This window comes from Bradyrhizobium sp. MI1.7, from assembly GCF_055811795.1.
In genome coordinates this window covers 227,881-244,239 of sequence record NZ_JBVVPO010000004.1, presented here as the reverse complement: position 1 = coordinate 244,239, position 16,359 = coordinate 227,881, and the positions used below count along the sequence as shown (strand labels likewise).

Below are 16,359 nucleotides of genomic sequence, written 5' to 3'. Positions count from 1 at the left end.
GCAGACCCGTAAAAATGGGTTCCCAGCACAGCGATGGCATTTGAGCGCGCGTGTTTACCGCGCGTTAGCCATGTCCCGCCCGCCCGCGGCGCTAATGCATCCCCAGCACCCGCGGCAGCCACAGCGTCAAATCGGGCCAATACGTCACGATGACGAGGAAGCCGAGCATGGTGATGAGCCACGGCAACACGGCGACCGCGAGCTCGGTTATTCGCATGCGCGCTATCATCGAGGCGACATAGAGATTTAACCCGACAGGCGGATGGCAGAGGCCGACCTCCATGTTGACGTCCATCACGATGCCGAAATGCACGAGGTCGATGCCGAGCTTCTTGGCCGCCGGCGCCAGGATCGGCGCCATGATCAGGATGATCGAGTTCGGCTCCATGAAATTGCCGGCGAGCAGCAGGAGGATGTTGACGACCAGCAGGAAGCCGACCCAGCCGAGGTTCTGCGCCGCGATCCAGTCGGCCAAGGTCGCCGGCAGGTTCTCGTTGGAGAGCACGAAGGAGAACAGCACCGCGTTGGTGACGATGTAGAGCAGCATCGCGCTGGTGTTGGCGGCGCGCAGCAGCACCCGCGGCACGTCCACGATCTTGATCGCCTTGTAGACAAACACCGCGATGATAAAGGAGTAGACCGCAGCCATCGCGGCCGCCTCGGTGGCGGTGAACAGGCCGCTGTAGATGCCGCCGATGATGATGACGACCAGCATCAATCCCCAGATGCTCTCGCGGAAGGTGCGGACGGTCTCGCCCCAGCTCGCCTTCGGCAGGCGTGGATAGTCGCGCTTGCGTGCGAGCCACCAGGTGACGATGCAGAGCATCGTCGTCAGCATGATGCCCGGCAGCAGGCCCGCGACGAACAGCGCGCCGATCGAGGTATTGGTGGAGACCGCATAGACGATCTTCGGTATCGACGGCAGCATCAGGATGCCGAGCGAGCCGGCAACGGTGATGATGCCGGCGCCGAAATGCATGGGATAGCCGTGGCGGACCATCTCCGGCAGCACGATCGCGCCGATCGCGGCAACGGTCGCGACGCTCGAGCCGCAGACCAGCGCGAACATCGCGCAGGCGACGATGCCGGCAAGGCCGAGACCGCCGTGCCAGTGGCCGATCAGCGAGGTCGCGAAATTGATCATGCGGCGCGCGACGCCGCCATGGGTGAGGAAATTGCCGGCGAGGATGAAGAACGGGATCGCCATGATCTCGAACCCCTCGATGCCGGTGAAGAGCTTCATCGAGACCGCTTCGATCGGCACCGTGGTCAGCGTGAACAGGAACGTCATCACGGTGAGGCCAAGCGCGATCGAGACCGGGATGCCGGTCAGCATCAGCGCGATCAGCAGCGCGAACACGGTCGCGGCACGCATCCAGTGCGGCAGCACCACCACGCCAAACTTCTCGGCGAGACACATCGCGAAGATCAGGATCGGCGCCATGATCAGGATGACGCCGAGCGGCGACACTTTTCGCGCGGCGGCCCTGGTCGCCGCGCCGGCGGGCTGCGGATGCAGCGCCGGCGAGACGTCGGCCTCCACGCCCTCGACATGGCTCTCGTCGTGATGCGGCAGATGGCCGGTCCAGTAGTAGGACCACGAGACCTGGAGGAAGCGGAAGCACATCAGGCCCGAGCCGAGCGGGATCGCCAGATAGACGAACCACATCGGCGCTTCCAGGTCATTGGACTGCTGGCCGGTCTTGAACATCTCGGCGACGAAGGAGGCGCCGAAGGCCGCGATCATGCCCGTGAACAGCGCGCCGCACAGCAGCGAGAACAGGATCACGTGCTTGCGCGAATGTTCGGGCAGGCGGTTGACGAGCAGGTCGACGCCGACATGGATGCCGGTGCGCACGCCATAGGCCGCGCCGAACTTCGCCATCCAGATGAACATGTAGATGCAGAGTTCCTGCGCCCAAGACAGGTCGAGCTCGGACAGGAAGGTGAACACCGCCATCGACAGCGTCGCGAGCCAGTTCATCCCGTGCGCAGCCGCCCATCTGGAGAGGACGATCGATTCGCCTGCGCCGTAACGGTGCACCACGGCGATGAAGATCAACCCGGTTGCAGCCGCGATGAGCGTCGCGATCAGCCATTCTTCGAGATGGTTGAGCGCCTGATTGAGCACGCGAAGCAAATCAAAGTCCCCCTATCGATGCGAAACGGCCGGAAGTGCGCACACTCCCGACCGTTCGTATTGTCCTTGCGGAAAACGCGTCAGTTCATCTTGACGTCGAGTTCCTTGGCGACGAGATCGAGCACCTCCTGCCCGACCCGACCCTTTGCCCATGTATAAGTCGGCCGCATCGATTCCTGCCACGCCTTGCGGTCGGCGTCAGTCAGATAATGCAGCTTGGTCTTGCCCGCCTTCTTGATCTCGGCCAGCGCGTCCTCGTTCTCCTGGTGCGCGATCTGGTTGGTGTACTCGGTTGCATCCACCATCGCCTTCTCGAGCTGGGTGCGGATGTCGGGCGGCAGGCCGGACCAGAATTTCGAGTTGACGATGACCGCATATTGCAGATGCGCGTGATAGGACACTGTGATGTCCTTCTGCACCTCGTAGAACTTCTGGGTCAGGTAGTTCGACGCGGTGTTCTCGCAGCCGTCGACCACGCCGGTTTGCAGCGCCTGGTAGACTTCGGAGAACGCCATGATCTGCGGGATCGAGCCCATCAGGCGGAAATACTGGTCCGCGATCTTCGATCCGGAGATGCGGAATTTCAGGCCCTTGAAATCCTCAGGCTTCATCAACGCGCGATTCGACGACACCATGTGGAAGCCGTTGTCCCAATACGCGAGCCCGGTGATGCCCTTGGCCTCGAGCTTCTGGAACAGCCACTTGCCGATCGTGCCCTTCATCGCGTTGGAATAGGTCTCGTCGTCCTTGAACAGCCAGGGCAGGTCGAGCGCCTCGAATTCCTTGATGCCGAGCGGCGCGAATTTCGCGGTCGAGGGTGCCAGCATCTGCACCGAACCGAGCTGGAGCGCCTCGATCTCCTCCTTGTCCTTGTAGAGCGAGGAGTTCGGATAGACTTCGATCTTGACCTTGCCGTCGGTGTACTTCTCGGCGAGTTCCTTGAACTTCAGCGCGCCCTTGCCCTTCGGGGTGTCGTTGGCGACCACGTGGCTGAACTTGATGACAACAGGGCTCTGGGCCTGTGCCACGGCTGGGGCCACGAGAATACCTGCGGCGGCGACCGCAAGAAGCAGCTTGCGCATGAAGTAACCTCCCAACAACCTCTAAAACCGGGTTCTTTTTGTTTTGCAGCCCGGTTTGCAGCCCAGTAGTGGCAGCAATCCACCACCCGAACAACTAGACCTAAGCCCAATTTGCCACAGGCAAGCTAGCTTGACGGCTGTTGTCCGTGCAACCCGGGACCCGCTCCCAGTCCCGGGTTGCGAACGGTTATGTCGCATTGCGGCAGTGCGATCAGTCCTTGCGCTGGGCGACCATGAACAGACGCCGGAACGGAAACAGCGTCTGCCCCGCCGCATTCTTCGGATAGGCCTTCGCCACCCGCTCGCCATAGGCGGCCTCGAACGCGGCCTTCTCGTCGCCCTGCAGGATGTCGAGATAGCGCGTCAACCAGGTCCCCTTGGTCCATTCCTTCACGGGATTGTCGCCTTCGAGCACCTGCAGATATTCGGTCTCCCAGATGTCGACGTTCTGGGAAAGCGGCGCGAGTAGATCATGATAGAAGGCCGGCCCTTCGACCGGCGGCGGGGTAACGAGATGCTCGACCTTTGACCGCCACGGGCCGTTCAGCGCCGTCTCGCCGATCAGCACATGCGATAGCGCGAGGAAGTTGCGCGGCATCTGCACCGCAAGCATGCCGCCGGGCGTCACCTTCTCCATGACTGACGGAAACAGTGCCGCATGATCGGGCAGCCAGTGCAGTGCGGCATTGGAATAGATCAAATCGTATTGCCTGGCGGGGCGCCAATGGCCGAGATCCTCGTGCGACCATTCCACATCCGGCGCCGCCTTGCGGCCCGCGGCCACCATCTCGGCCGAGCCCTCGACACCGGTCACGGTCGCGTCCGGCCAGCGTTCCTTGATCAGTTTTGTCACGTTGCCGGCCCCTGCCCCGAGATCGGCGATCGCGCGCGGGGCGAAATCCGGAATCCGCATCAACAGGTCGACGGCGGGCCGAAGCCGATGGCCGGAGAATTTCAGATATTGCTGCGGATCCCAGACCATTGCTCAACGCCTTTTCTTTTTCGTGTTTCCTTCGTCGAGGCTCTTGGTTACCACTGCTCGTCCCGCTCAGGCAATTCGCGAAGCCGGCGGGACGGGCAGGAAACGAACGACAAGAAGCAAAAAGCAAACAAGAGAGCGTGTGACCATGGACCTCGGGCTCAAATCGAAAACCGCAGTCGTGACAGGCGCGAGCATCGGCATCGGCCGCGCCATCGCCAAGGGCCTGGCTGCCGAAGGCGTCCGCGTCGTCGGCGTGGCGCGGCGCACTGATCTCCTTGCCGAGCTGGTGCAGGAAGTCGGCTCCGGCCTGATCACGCCGTTCGAGCAGGACGTGATGGCCAAGGACGCCGCGGAGAACATCGCGGCCTTTGCGCTCAAAGAGCTCGGCCATGTCGACATCCTCATCAACAATGCCGGCGGCAGCCGCCCCCTTCCCGTCGATGCGCCCGACAGCAAATGGGACGAGGCGATCGCGCTGAACTTCACCAGTTACCGCCGCATCGCGCATGCGCTGCTGCCGCAGATGATCGAACGCAAATGGGGCCGCATCGTCAACATCACCGGCAAGTCCGAGCCGGAGGGCCTCAACGCCGCCTTCGCAGCAAAGGCCGCCGTGCACGCCTGGGCCAAGGGCCTGTCGCGCGAGATCGGCGAGCACGGCATCACCATCAACTGCATCCCGCCCGGCCGCATCATGAGCGAGCAGATCCGCCGCAACTATCCGCCGGATTATCGCGAGCGCTTTGCGGAGGAAGAGATCCCGGTCGGCTATTGGGGCGAGCCGGAGGACCTCGCGGCGCTCGCGGTGTTTCTGGCGTCACCGGTGGCAAGGTACATCACGGGCACGGTGATCCCGGTGGATGGGGGGCTGCGGCGGTATCAGTTCTGAGGGCTTGCCCTGGCTTCGCATACAGTGCGCCCCGCCGCTCCGCTCCTGCGGGAATAGCGCGCAACGAAACCCATCGACAACATCCAGAGAGGTCTCGATGATCGAGAGATACTCAGACCACGCGGCAAACGAGCGGACTTTTCTCGCCTGGGTCAGGACGGGCATCGCAATCATCGCGTTTGGCTTTGTCGTCGAGAAATTCAACCTCTTCGTCCGAACTATCGCTGAAGCCAACAGGACGGAGATCGGGTCCCGACTGCAATTCGATCGCTTCACGGGAGCGTTCAGTCACTATGACGGCCTCGCGCTGATCGCGATCGGGATCGCAATCATCGTGATTTCGCTCTTTCGCTTCATCAGGACTGGCCGATTGATTGACGATGCACAATCTCATTCCGCCGGCGGCATCAAGACAGAACTGGTGCTCGCCGTTGTGCTGGGCCTGATCGTTACAGCGATGACCGTCTATTTTGCGCTCTGACTTTGGACCTAGCGGTGGCGCCGGCTTCCATCGACAACGTCTGGAGATCGCTTTGCATCACCATACGGGTCTGGGCATCGAGAGCGCCGAACGGCTCGTCCATCAGGATCATATCGGGGCCGACCTCGGTGTTGACTGACGTGATGTTGCGGCCGCGATGATGGACCGCATGTCTATACATATTCCAAGCCGCCGAAACGAGCAAGCCGAGGCCAATGGTGAGAGTTTGGGCTTCGCGGGTTGAATGAAAGGCAGTGCCGGCTGCGGCATCGCCGCGGCGGTGCGTTGGGGTTGCGGCGTTCGCCGCACACTCGTCCACATCTACTGGCGTCGCCGCCGTCAATGACGCAGAGGCGGTCCCTTTAAGAAACACACTCGGAAGGTCGGCGGCCGGGCTCTCTGGTCATGCATCAGTCGACGTGACTGCATTTCCTGCCGTCGACAACGCGCGTGGATGAGAGGCAAGCCGGATGATGTGCGGCGAGGCTGCTCCGCTATAGAGACTGTCGAGAATGGCGGAACGGTTCTTCAGGACCCCGCGCTGATTGATGTAGCCCTTGTCCGTTGTCTCGCCTGCCGCGAGCGACAGCGGCTGGATCTGGATGGCAACGGCCGATATCCGCGCGTTGGTCGCTGCCGCCAGGTTATGCTCGGTCAAGACCCGATGGACGTATGCGCGAACGCCGGAATCCAATGAAAGGGTGTCACCGGAATCCGCGCCTGCTGCGCCGTTAGCATGTCGCCTTGCACGGTCCGGATTGAGCCATACCAGCGCGACGAGAGAATCGCGGCCCTCGCCTCCGATGACCAGATCCTGCAGCACGCCGCCCATCCGGTTCAGGATGGCGGCACGCAGCTCGCCGACGAGCACCCACGTGCCTGTCATCATTTTGAAATTCTCCGAGAGACGCCCGGAAAACCTCAGGCCGCGGCAGAGATCGGCGGGATCGATGAACGAGACCGCGTCGCCTACCCGATAGAAGCCCTCTTCGTCGAATGCTGCCGCGGACAATTCGGGTAATCCGAGATAACCGGGCATGACGTTCGGGCCACGGACCCGCGCCTCGTAACCGTCCATCGCCGGAACCAGCTTGAGTTCGATGCCGGGTGCGGGCAAGCCGATCTCTCCCGGCGCTTCGCACGGTCGATAAGACACGCAGATGGTCGGCCCGGCTTCCGTGGCACCGTATCCGGCCAAAATCGGAACTCGCTCGCCGCGGACTTCGATTGCATATTCCTGAAGCGTTGCCATTACGGACGCCGGGATCGCCGCGCCCCCGAAAATCATTCTGTCGATGCGATGGAAGAACTTCCGCCTCAGGTCTGGATCCTCGCCGAGCGCGGCGCATAACAACGCGTAACCGGTTGGGACATTGAATGAGGCCGTCGGAGAAACGTCGTGCAGATTGGCGATTGTTCGATGAAACGCTTCGGGCGTCGGTCGGCCATCGTCGATATAGAGAGAGCCGCCGTTCTTCAGAATCCCATTCAGTATGACGTTGCAGCCCATGGTATGATGCCAGGGCAGCCATTCGATCTGAACCAGGGGCTGCGAGACCGGCGTGACCTGAGCGGCCATCTGCAGCACGCTCGACATCATGCGATGGGTATTGATCACTCCCTTGGGAGAGCCGGTCGATCCCGACGTGAACAGGATTCTGCCGACGGTCTCCGGTCCGAGTGCTGCGAACGCCGCCTCAAACGCGTGACCCGGTTTCGCGGCGGATAGCTCCGACAGCGGCGTGGTATCCGCCGCCTCTTCCGCCGTTATCCATTCGGCCTGCGCAAAGCCGGGGATGGCACGGGCTTGCACGAAGGGATCCGCCTTCTGGGCAAACACAAACTTCGGCGTGAGGACCTTCGCGATGTCTTCGATGCGGCTGAGGCCACCTGGCAGAAGACTGTAGCTTGGCGAGATCGGCGCAACCTGCAGACCGATCGACATCGCGGCGAACTGGATCACCGCATTCTCGATCGAATTGCCGGACAGGATGGCCAGCGTATCGCCCGCTGCGCCACCCCGATCAATCAGCGCCTGCCCGACCGAGCGCACTCGAGACCAGAATTCGCCATAGCTGATCGACTGCCATGCATTGTCGCGGGTTCGTTGCGCGAGAAAGACGCGGTCCGGCGTTTCCTGAGCCCAGTGGGGAAGGTATGCGCAAATCGTCCCGCTCACTCCAGCGAGCATAATCCGCGATCGCAATATCAGGGTGCCGTCATCCCTTCTCGTGACCTCGATGTCGGTCGGTGGTGAAGGCATAGAACAATATGGCGTGGAAGCAGGATGGTCGAGAGCAGGCTGCACAGGCGTTCTCCTTTCGATATCCGCGAAGGCCCGGCTGAGGCGGCGGCGATCGACGCAAACGATCTGTAGTCCTCACGCGCAATGAGGCTCCTGCAGAACGTCGGGAGGGCAATATCTCGATGCTACGTTGCGTGAGAATTTCATCTTCGCGAGGATCGCGTTGCATTTGCAATGTCGCTAATCCGGCGCCACGGACACCAGTGAGGGTTCCAATGGGGGATTCACGGGTGCCGAGAGTTCGCGCAAGACGTCCGCCCGTGAGTTCACGCGCGATGCCAGGAAGCAGCCCCGCTGCTAAACGCGCTCGTCGGCTATGGACCAGTTGCCAGAGGCTGCGACCTATTCATGCAGCAGCGATTGCCAGTCTGAAGGCACCGCGCCGTCCGGCCCGGGCACCGGCTGGTCCAACGGATGCGCGTGCGGGCCTTGCAGCTTCGGGCCCGCGAAGGGCTGTCCCGTGCGATAGTCGTAAAACCACCGTTCGCCCGGCTCGAAGCTCGTGATGATCGGGTGACCCGTCGCCGCGTTATGCTTCGTTGCATGCTGATTGGGTGACGTATCACAGCAGCCGATGTAACCGCATTCGACACATCTGCGAAGATGAAACCACCATCCGCCAGCAGCCGAGCATTCCACGCAACCCGTTCCGCTTGGCTTGGCCGCGAGGTTGATGCCATCCCTGTCAGACTTCATCGATCCACTCACTGAAAGTGATTGCGGTCATCGCAAATCTTCGCCGCCATCGCATTTTGCCAGTGTTTCGCCCGACGGGTCAACCTCGCGACATCAGGGAGCATCTCGCGGGAGAATTGGAGAGGCGTTCACACAAAGTTGCGGCGGCGATGCACAGGCGTGACGCGAGGCATCGTTCGGCGACGAAAAATCGGCGTATTCCAATCCCCAACAATCATTGCCCCGCTGCGGCCGCACCACAGACAGCGGAGGGACGAAACGTTCTGCCGATAGAAGCACCACAGGCCTTGGCTTTGCCAGTTCGTCACGGGAGACGTGCAACATGAACAAATGGGATCAAAAATCTCGAGGGCATCACGCCTGCCCCACCTGCTACGGCCCGCCCTCGTCGCGCCGCGGCTTTCTCGCTGGCGTCGGTGCAGTTGGCCTTGCCTCGGCCATCCCCGCCGTTGCGGTACACGGACAGGCCAAGCCGGCGCTGATCGATACTCACCTTCATTTCTATCCGCCTGAGTATCAAAAGCTCTGGCTTGGCTACGAAGACGCACGCAAGCAGCCGCACTTTCCCGGCCAGGTGGCCTGGACCCGCGAGAAGCTCGTCGAGGACATGGACCGCAATGGCATACGCACAGGCATCCTGTCGGTCGCCTCCACGCCCGGCGTGTGGTTCGACCTCGGGCCGGCGGAAGCCGGCCGGCTTGCGCGCGCCTGCAACGAGTACGCGGCCGACATGATGCGCGACCATCCGGGCCGTTTCGGCCTGTTCGCGACCTTGTCGATGCAGGACGTCGATGCCACGCTCAGGGAGATCGAATATGCGTTCGACACGCTGAAGGCGGACGGGATCGGGCTGCAAAGCAGCTACGGCGACAAATGGCTCGGCAATGCCGCCTACAGGCCGGTGTTCGAGGAGCTGAACCGTCGCAAGGCGGTCGTGTATGTGCATCCGCTGGTCGCGAGTTGCTGTAGCGCGCTCAGCGTCGGCACGTTTCCGGCGGTGATCGAAGTCCCGCACGACACCACACGGACCGTGACGAGCCTTCTGCTCAGCGGCGCATTTGCCCGCCATCGCGACATCAAATGGCTGTTCTCGCACGCCGGCGGCACGATTCCGATGATGGCCGGGCGCATCAATTCGTTCTATGGGGCGCGGCCCGACCTGAAGGAGTTTGCGCCGGACGGAATCGAAGGCGAACTACGCCGGCTTCACTACGACACCGCGAATGCGACTTTCGCGCCCTCCATGGCCGCGCTGCTCAAGCTCGTGCCCGCCTCGCAGATCACCTATGGCAGCGACTATCCGTATTTCGGCCTTGGCCAGTTCGCGCAGTTGCAGAAGCTTGGCCTCTCGACAGACGATCTCGACGCGATCGGCCATCAGAACGCGGCACGTCTCGTTCCCCGGCTGCACACTTAGAGCATAATCCGGAAAAGCGTGGCGCGGGTTTCGCCCGGGCCCTGCTCCCGATTGCTGCCACGATGACATCGTGCCCGTGGATGGAGGGTTGCGGAGGTATCAGTTCTCGGGGGCGGGCGGCGGAGCCCGATCGGCCCGCGAAATCATGCTTCATTGCGCGATCGTTCTTGCCGGGTCGGCCGATGACTGCGGCGCCGGAGGCATGGCGCCATAGACGCTGATACGGCCTGCTTCGCAGTGAAGGAACGTTGTGGCGACCGCGTCGGAATACAATCGCGCCGAGGTCGGGCTCAGCCGATCGGCCGACAACAGCGCACCCGTCGCGACCAAGGCGGACGACAATGCGTTGAACAGGCCCTGAGAGGCAATCGGATCGAACGCCATCGCCGCATCGCCCACTGCAATCCAACCTTCGCCCGCGGCCTCCGAGAGGAGGCAAGCAGACGCGTCCACGCTGAGCAGCGCATCTCCCGCCGATGTGCCGGATCTGCGAATGCGCCAAGTCTGCACACGCCCTTGCGGTCCATGGATGCGATAAGACCAGGTCGGTCCATCGCTGCTGTATTCGAGCCACGATGCGGAACCGGCCGGCGCGCCATCAGCCGCATCCTCGACCAGTTCGGCGACCATGCGATCCCGGGCGGCCACGCGCGCGCCCCGGCGCCGCGCAATCGCGGCGGCGCGACCCGTTGCATCGACGACGACCTCCGCAAGGACGACCTTCGCCCCAGCGCTATCACTCGCACGACAGATAACGCCGCGGTCCGGCGTGACGCCGATTGCGCGCAGCCCATAAAATGTAACCCCGACGGCGACAGCCTCGTCGCGAAGGCGCTCGTCGAAACGGGCGCGATCGACCACATACCCGACGCGGCAGGGATGACGCAGAAAGTCCTCGTAGTCCGACGCGCCCGAACGGTGTGTTCGCCGAATCCCGAGACAGGCTCGGGCGATCTCCGGATCGTCGAGCAGATGTTCAAGTCCCACCGCCGCGACAGTGACGAGCGAGGCCGGAGCAAGGAGCTCAAGCCGCGTCGTCGGCTTGACGCCGGAATCTGCGAGAATGACCGTGCGGCCCCTAAGGGCCAGCAGGCGTGCGGCGGTCAAGCCGGCAGGCCCCGCGCCGACCACGAGACAGTCGGTGCGCAGCACGTCCAAGGTCAGATCTCGCCCGGGCGATAGGTCCGCTTCGGCGGGGGAGCCGTCTTGCGTGCACCGCGCCGCTGCGCCAGGCCTGCCGTCGTCTGCGGCAAGAAAAGGCTCTCCATGTCTTCGACCGCGTGGTACTTCGGATCGGCCGTGACATCGATCGGCCCGTTGTTGTCGCGGCGTCCCTGCTCGACCCGCAGATCCTGCACCGGCAGAGATGCAGGCGCGTTCTTCACCGGCAACACCATGCCGAGCTCGGACCATTCCGCAATCATGTTCGACAGGCGGTCATAGTAATCGTTGCCGCGGATGTCGCGCAACCAGTCGACCCGGTTCATCAGGTGCTTGAAGGTCTGCTGTTGCGTCGCCTGGCCGAGAGGCGCGATGGCGGCCGCACGCAGATAGTTTCCGTCTGCCAGAACCTGATCCGGGGCACGCGGTCCCCAGAACGTCGGCATCGACAGGAACGTCGACGGGAAGTAGTCGGCCGCCGAATTGCACGAGGTATGATCGGTCTGCCAGGGCACGCCGAGGAAACGGGTGAGGCAGCCTGCGGCAACACCGTCGTGTGGGCCGTTCGCGCCGGTGCAGACCGCCGGCGTGAGAGTCCCCCCGAAGTCCTGCCGCGCTGGTTGCTCACCGGCCAGGACCTTCAGCCGATACGCCGATGTCCACATCAGCGGAATCCGCATCACCCATGTCATCTCCATCGCGGGATGGAACGGGCCGCCGAGACAATCGTGCAAGGATGCGCGCTCGAGATGCTTGACCTGGACCTCGGGAGGCAGGGCATCGAAGTCCTGCGCCTGCGGCGGCTGGTGCGACGGCCCGTCGGCGTCGAATGTTCCAGCAGCCCAGCGCTTGAGGTGCGCGTACTGGGTCTTCGTCACGGCAAGCAGCGAATTCGAAGGCTTCGGCGGACCTTCGAAGAATTGGTCGACCGCATCGCCGAACACCTGCGCTATCTGATCTTCGATCAGTGCGCCGCTCGCGCCTGGATCGCGAAACAACGCCAGCACGGCCGCGCGCCACGCCGCATTCGCAGCAGACGCGTCGTTGAGCTTGGCGAGGACTTGCGCATTCTGCGCGTCGAGCGGCGAGCCAAAACCATGAACGACGAAGAGCCCGTGGTTGACCCATTGCAGTCCGGTCAGGCGCTGAAAGATTGGTTGCACGTCGTTGACGAACGAGGTCTTGACCGGTCGTGGAATCCAGCCCTTGTCGTAGAACACCTCCCGCACCACGTCGTCCATCGTTACGAGACAGAACAGCCCCGGCGCGTAATTCGGCGGCGTAACGCAGACATAGCCGGGCTCCGCATCGATCGGTGCATGCCCCGCAAATGTCACTTGCGCCCGCACCGGCCCGTCGCTGACGTCATCGTGCCAACCTGGATTGTTGGCGAAAGTCAGGGGCCGGGTCCCTTTGCGGAACGGCCGCGAAACTCCATTGCCGCCGAGGAAGATCAGCCGCCCCTCCTCGTCGGTACGAAGCTCGCCGAGATAGACCGGCGAAGCCCAGAACGCGCCATCGTCCAGCCTGATCGGGCCAGCCCCCTGCCCCACGATGCTTCGCGGGGTTGGCGTGATGTCGAGCTTCCACCTGGCGTCCGGCAAAACCAGCTCGCGATTTCGCTGCAACGCGCTCTGGCTCAGCGGGCCGAGGTCCATTGCCTGGTTGAACTCGTACCAGCCGGCCTTGAGGTTTGCGATGCAGACGCGCCACTCGATCTTCGCGGACGCAGCGGTCACCTCCTGCACACTGCCGTCCTTCATGTGGGCGTAGATGCGGAAGCGCGCGGCTTGCCGCTTGATCTCTCCGTTCGCGGTGCGAAAGTCCTCGACAAAGCGAGCCGGCTGTTCCGGCGTCGTGCCGGGCAAGGTCGACGCACCGCCGATCATCTCGGGGCCGATGACGTAGTCGCCGGCGCCTTGCGCGTTGCCAACGCGGGCGACGCCGATGGGCGGATAGACTTTCAACGCTGCAATTGCGTTTGGATCGATCATCGTCTGACCTCGATATCAAAAGGGATTGTCCAAAAACGGAGGCGTCGCACGAGACTTGCCGCGAGGCCATCAGCGCGGATGGTCCGGCTCGTCGATCGGCTGTCCGTTCAGGCTGCGCCTCACGGCGGCGGGCTTCTCGCCGGCCTCGATCCGCCGCCTCTGGAATTTGTCGATGAACGAGGCGCGGATGTCCTCGATCGGCTCGAACTCCGAACGTGGCGGCGCGGTGCTCTGCGGAGCAGCTGCCGCGCCGAGCCCACGCGACTGAAAGCGATGCAGCATCGAACGTCCTCCGCGCAAATAATTCGCCGCAGAACTTGCTGTGCGGGGGCCTTTCGCGACCGGCTCCGACAACAGGCTATGTCAACCGCGCTGCGTCCAAATGACCGATCCGCAGGGTTGGCTTTGTTCAATTATAGCGAGTAGTATAGTATCAATGTAGACCTAAAGTCCACGCGACAAAGCGAAGCTCGCGTTACGGGTCATCAAAGCCGGAACAACACCATGTGCATGATGTGCGTGCATCGCGGCTCGGGCGTTCCCAGACTCAAACCTCGCAAGCGCCGCCCGCTCGGCCTTGCTCAGCCGCAGACCGGCGTGCAGGTGCGCGGCGTCGAGATCGTCCAGTGTGTTCAGGACGTGACGAATTCGGTGCCGCTGGTCGCCGATAAGGCGACGCTCGTTCGCCTCTATCTTGAGCCGACTTCGGTGTCGCAGCCCGGTCAGATCACCGCGGAAATTGCGTGGAGCCGGAGCGGCGGAGGCGACACGTTCGTCCCGGCCCTCAACTCGCTTCGGGTGGACCCGGGCTCGCCCTTCAGTCTCCGCGAACAGCGGGAAGACATCGACAAGAGCCTGAACTTCCGCCTGCCGGCCGCGGCCATCGGCGCGGGCACACTCAACTTGCGCATCAGCCGCATCTTTCAGCCCGGAGGCGGCGACCTTCCGGCGGCGGCGTTCAACATCGCGCCCGTAACATTCGCGGCGGCGCCGCCGCTGCGCATCCGGGTGATCGGTCTTCGATACAGGGCGGGCACAACGACCGTCACCCCCGCTGCGGTCCACTTTTCGTATCTCAAGTCGTTTCTCAACCGCGCCTATCCTGTCGCCGCGCTCGAATGGTCCCACATGGTGGTGGACGCGGATTTTGCCGCGCCGTTCGACGACTCGACGGTCGATCTCGCCAATGCCCAGATCGCCGCGCTGCGAAGCCGCGAGGTGAGCAGCGGCGTCGACCCGCGCACGCACTATTACGGTCTCGTCGACGATAACGCGTCCAACAACTTCATGCGAGGAAAGGCGTTCGCCATTCCGGGCACGCCCCAGCCGGACACCGTCGCTTCCGGACCCGCGGGCGTGCCGAACGGATTTGCCGGCGATCGCGACGCGTCATACGCCGACTGGTACGGCGCTCACGAACTCGGACATACGTTCGGCCGGTTTCATCCGGGATTTCCCCCCGCCGCGCAGGACGCGAGCGATCCGACATTCCCTTATGAGAACGGCTGTATCAGCAAGCCGGACAACAAATATGTCGGTGTCGACACCGGGGATCACGAACTCGGCTTGCCGGCCGCTGCGTTGCCGGGGCTCACATATCACGACGTGATGACCTATGCAGACAACCAGTGGCTATCGGCGTACACTTACCAGGCGATAATGACCCGGCTTTTGGAAGAGGACGCCCTCGGTCCGCCGGTCGCTTAGGAGGATCCGATGAAGACCGAAATCAAGACCGGATCATTCGTTCACGTCGTCGCCACCATCAACAAGACCGCTGGTGACGGCAAGATCATGTATGTGAACCCGTCGGTCTCCACCATCGCGTCGGACGCCGCCACCGACAAGGATGTGGAACTCGTGGCTTACGACGGCACCGGCAAGGAAGTCTACCGTGAGCCAGTCGTGATCCGCCGGTCATCTGCTGAACCCGACCGGCCGAACGAAGTCGGTCTGATTCAGGCGGACCTTCCGCGGGTGAGCGGCATGAAGTCGGTAAGCCTCCAGCTCAAGGGGAAGGAGATCAGCCGGTACGAGGCCGGGGCGGCACCTCCCGGGCCGACCGCAGGCGCCACCTTCGGACTTGAGCTCGCCGGGGCTGCGGCAGCCAGCCGGCGACCATTGAGGATCGACCAGCTCGGCGGTTTGCAGCCCGTCGCCGGCGTGACCTACTCGGTCCAGGTCAAGCCGGACAACAAGTCGACGTGGGACACGATCGCTGTGAGTCGCCCCACCCCCGAGGTGGACGTCGATCGCAATCAGTTCGCCGGCGCCAAACGTGCCGCGGTACGCGTGTTGCGAACGACCGGATTCGACGAAGAAATCATCGCGGAAGATACGGTCGACTTGAAGTAGCCGCCCGCAAGGAGCCTGCGCGTGCTTACCGACGGCATCGCACATTGATCCCGTCGAGGTCCAGGCCGGATACGCCGTCGACGCTTGATCTGGATCAAACCCGCCGCGGCATTGCCATCCCGGAATGGGTACGACCGCGCAGAAAGCGCCGCCCGTAAGCCAAGGAGATGATCGATCATGACATCCTCGAATTCCCTGCGTACCTTCGTTCTCGCCGGAGCCGGCGCCCTGCTATCAGGCACAATCGCTCAGGCCGGGCCGATCCCGACGCATCTTTCGACGATGAAATCGATGGTCGATCAGACCACCACCGAAGTGCGCTGGGTCGGCGGCTGGCGCGGCGGCGGCTACGGCTATCGCGGCGTCGGCTGGGGCTACCGCGGCGGCTGGGGTTATCGCGGCTACGGCTATCGCGGCCTCGGTTACGGTGTGGCCGCCGGCGCGGTCGTCGGCGGCGCAATCGCGCGGAGCGCCTATTACGGCGGCTATGGCGGGTACTACGGTGGCTACTCTGGCGGTTATCCCGCCTATGGCTATGGCTACCCGGCCGCATCGTATTACGGTTATGGCGGCGGCAATTACGGCTATGGCTATGGCGGCGACAATTGCCCGCCCACCGGCAGCTACTGGGCCTACTAGCGGGAAACGTATTCGCCGCTTCGGAGGATGGCTCGCCACGGGCCGCCATTCTCCGATGAGCCAATTCACCCCTGTGCCCGGGGGGGGGGGGGGCCCCCCCCCCCGCCCCCCCCCGGGCCCCCCCCACCCACCCCCCCCCCCCCCCCAAAAAAAAAAAAAAAAAAGCCCCCCCCCAACCAACCCCCCCGGGCCAAGTGGGGGTGTTGGTTGCGCGGGAG

At 63.2% G+C, this 16,359-nt stretch carries 15 protein-coding genes and 1 pseudogene; 6 read left to right on the top strand and 10 right to left on the bottom strand.

The annotated features are described in order from the left end of the window. Positions 1-91 precede the first annotated feature (91 nt). The 4 genes and pseudogenes from AC0L3X_RS07070 to AC0L3X_RS07055 form a co-directional block, all read right to left on the bottom strand. Entirely contained in the window at positions 92-1,375 is a 1,284-nt protein-coding gene (locus AC0L3X_RS07070) for a TRAP transporter large permease (RefSeq protein WP_063986578.1), read from the bottom strand. A gap of 237 nt (positions 1,376-1,612) precedes the next feature. Then, positions 1,613-1,960 (bottom strand): annotated as a pseudogene (locus AC0L3X_RS07065) (TRAP transporter small permease); the annotation flags it as partial. Positions 1,961-2,220: 260 nt separating this feature from the next. Further along, the gene (locus AC0L3X_RS07060) at positions 2,221-3,222 is read right to left on the bottom strand and encodes a DctP family TRAP transporter solute-binding subunit (RefSeq protein ID WP_063984834.1); all 1,002 of its coding nucleotides are present in this window, start codon (positions 3,220-3,222) and stop codon (positions 2,221-2,223) included. 211 nt (positions 3,223-3,433) lie between these two features. Beyond that, a complete protein-coding gene (locus AC0L3X_RS07055) occupies positions 3,434-4,204 on the bottom strand; it encodes a methyltransferase domain-containing protein (RefSeq protein ID WP_063984835.1) in 771 nt (256 codons plus the stop codon). A gap of 145 nt (positions 4,205-4,349) precedes the next feature. Here AC0L3X_RS07055 and AC0L3X_RS07050 point away from each other — a divergent pair, with 145 nt between their 5' ends. Both AC0L3X_RS07050 and AC0L3X_RS07045 read left to right on the top strand, forming a co-directional pair. Further along, complete coding sequence (locus AC0L3X_RS07050) at positions 4,350-5,093, top strand: SDR family NAD(P)-dependent oxidoreductase (protein ID WP_063984836.1); 744 nt, start codon at positions 4,350-4,352, stop codon at positions 5,091-5,093. Positions 5,094-5,190: 97 nt separating this feature from the next. After that, a complete protein-coding gene (locus AC0L3X_RS07045) occupies positions 5,191-5,574 on the top strand; it encodes a YidH family protein (RefSeq protein WP_473316330.1) in 384 nt (127 codons plus the stop codon). Here the strand turns inward: AC0L3X_RS07045 and AC0L3X_RS07040 are convergent. The 3 genes from AC0L3X_RS07040 to AC0L3X_RS07030 all read right to left on the bottom strand — a co-directional run bounded on the left by AC0L3X_RS07040 (position 5,543) and on the right by AC0L3X_RS07030 (position 8,575). After that, positions 5,543-5,917: a hypothetical protein gene (locus AC0L3X_RS07040; protein ID WP_199877110.1), complete on the bottom strand. Its 375-nt coding sequence runs from the start codon at positions 5,915-5,917 to the stop codon at positions 5,543-5,545. The two genes, AC0L3X_RS07045 and AC0L3X_RS07040, sit on opposite strands and share 32 nt — an antisense overlap. 60 nt (positions 5,918-5,977) lie before the next feature. Further along, positions 5,978-7,882 (bottom strand): AMP-binding protein, encoded by a 1,905-nt coding sequence (locus AC0L3X_RS07035; protein ID WP_231144397.1) that lies wholly within the window; start codon positions 7,880-7,882, stop codon positions 5,978-5,980. 339 nt (positions 7,883-8,221) lie between these two features. Next, a complete protein-coding gene (locus tag AC0L3X_RS07030) occupies positions 8,222-8,575 on the bottom strand; it encodes a UBP-type zinc finger domain-containing protein (protein WP_063984838.1) in 354 nt (117 codons plus the stop codon). 322 nt (positions 8,576-8,897) lie between these two features. Here AC0L3X_RS07030 and AC0L3X_RS07025 point away from each other — a divergent pair, with 322 nt between their 5' ends. Next, positions 8,898-9,992, top strand: a complete 1,095-nt coding sequence (locus tag AC0L3X_RS07025) for an amidohydrolase family protein (RefSeq protein ID WP_063984839.1) — start codon at positions 8,898-8,900, stop codon at positions 9,990-9,992. A 150-nt stretch (positions 9,993-10,142) separates the two neighbouring features. On the opposite strand, the gene AC0L3X_RS07020 is transcribed toward AC0L3X_RS07025, so the two are convergent. From AC0L3X_RS07020 to AC0L3X_RS07010, 3 genes are all read right to left on the bottom strand, one after another. Continuing rightward, positions 10,143-11,144, bottom strand: a complete 1,002-nt coding sequence (locus tag AC0L3X_RS07020; protein WP_231145225.1) for an NAD(P)/FAD-dependent oxidoreductase — start codon at positions 11,142-11,144, stop codon at positions 10,143-10,145. Between the two features lie 8 nt (positions 11,145-11,152). Beyond that, positions 11,153-13,147: a LodA/GoxA family CTQ-dependent oxidase gene (locus tag AC0L3X_RS07015; protein WP_231144396.1), complete on the bottom strand. Its 1,995-nt coding sequence runs from the start codon at positions 13,145-13,147 to the stop codon at positions 11,153-11,155. Positions 13,148-13,216: 69 nt separating this feature from the next. Further along, positions 13,217-13,429: a hypothetical protein gene (locus tag AC0L3X_RS07010; protein WP_063984842.1), complete on the bottom strand. Its 213-nt coding sequence runs from the start codon at positions 13,427-13,429 to the stop codon at positions 13,217-13,219. Between the two features lie 228 nt (positions 13,430-13,657). On the opposite strand from AC0L3X_RS07010, the gene AC0L3X_RS07005 reads away from it, so the two are divergent. From AC0L3X_RS07005 to AC0L3X_RS06995, 3 genes are all read left to right on the top strand, one after another. Continuing rightward, positions 13,658-14,854 carry a zinc metalloprotease gene (locus AC0L3X_RS07005; protein WP_354095210.1) on the top strand — a complete coding sequence of 399 codons (1,197 nt, stop codon included), beginning with the start codon at positions 13,658-13,660 and terminating at the stop codon, positions 14,852-14,854. Between the two features lie 9 nt (positions 14,855-14,863). Beyond that, positions 14,864-15,502 (top strand): hypothetical protein, encoded by a 639-nt coding sequence (locus tag AC0L3X_RS07000; protein WP_063984843.1) that lies wholly within the window; start codon positions 14,864-14,866, stop codon positions 15,500-15,502. Between the two features lie 177 nt (positions 15,503-15,679). Next, positions 15,680-16,141, top strand: a complete 462-nt coding sequence (locus AC0L3X_RS06995) for a hypothetical protein (protein ID WP_063984844.1) — start codon at positions 15,680-15,682, stop codon at positions 16,139-16,141. Positions 16,142-16,359 lie beyond the last annotated feature (218 nt).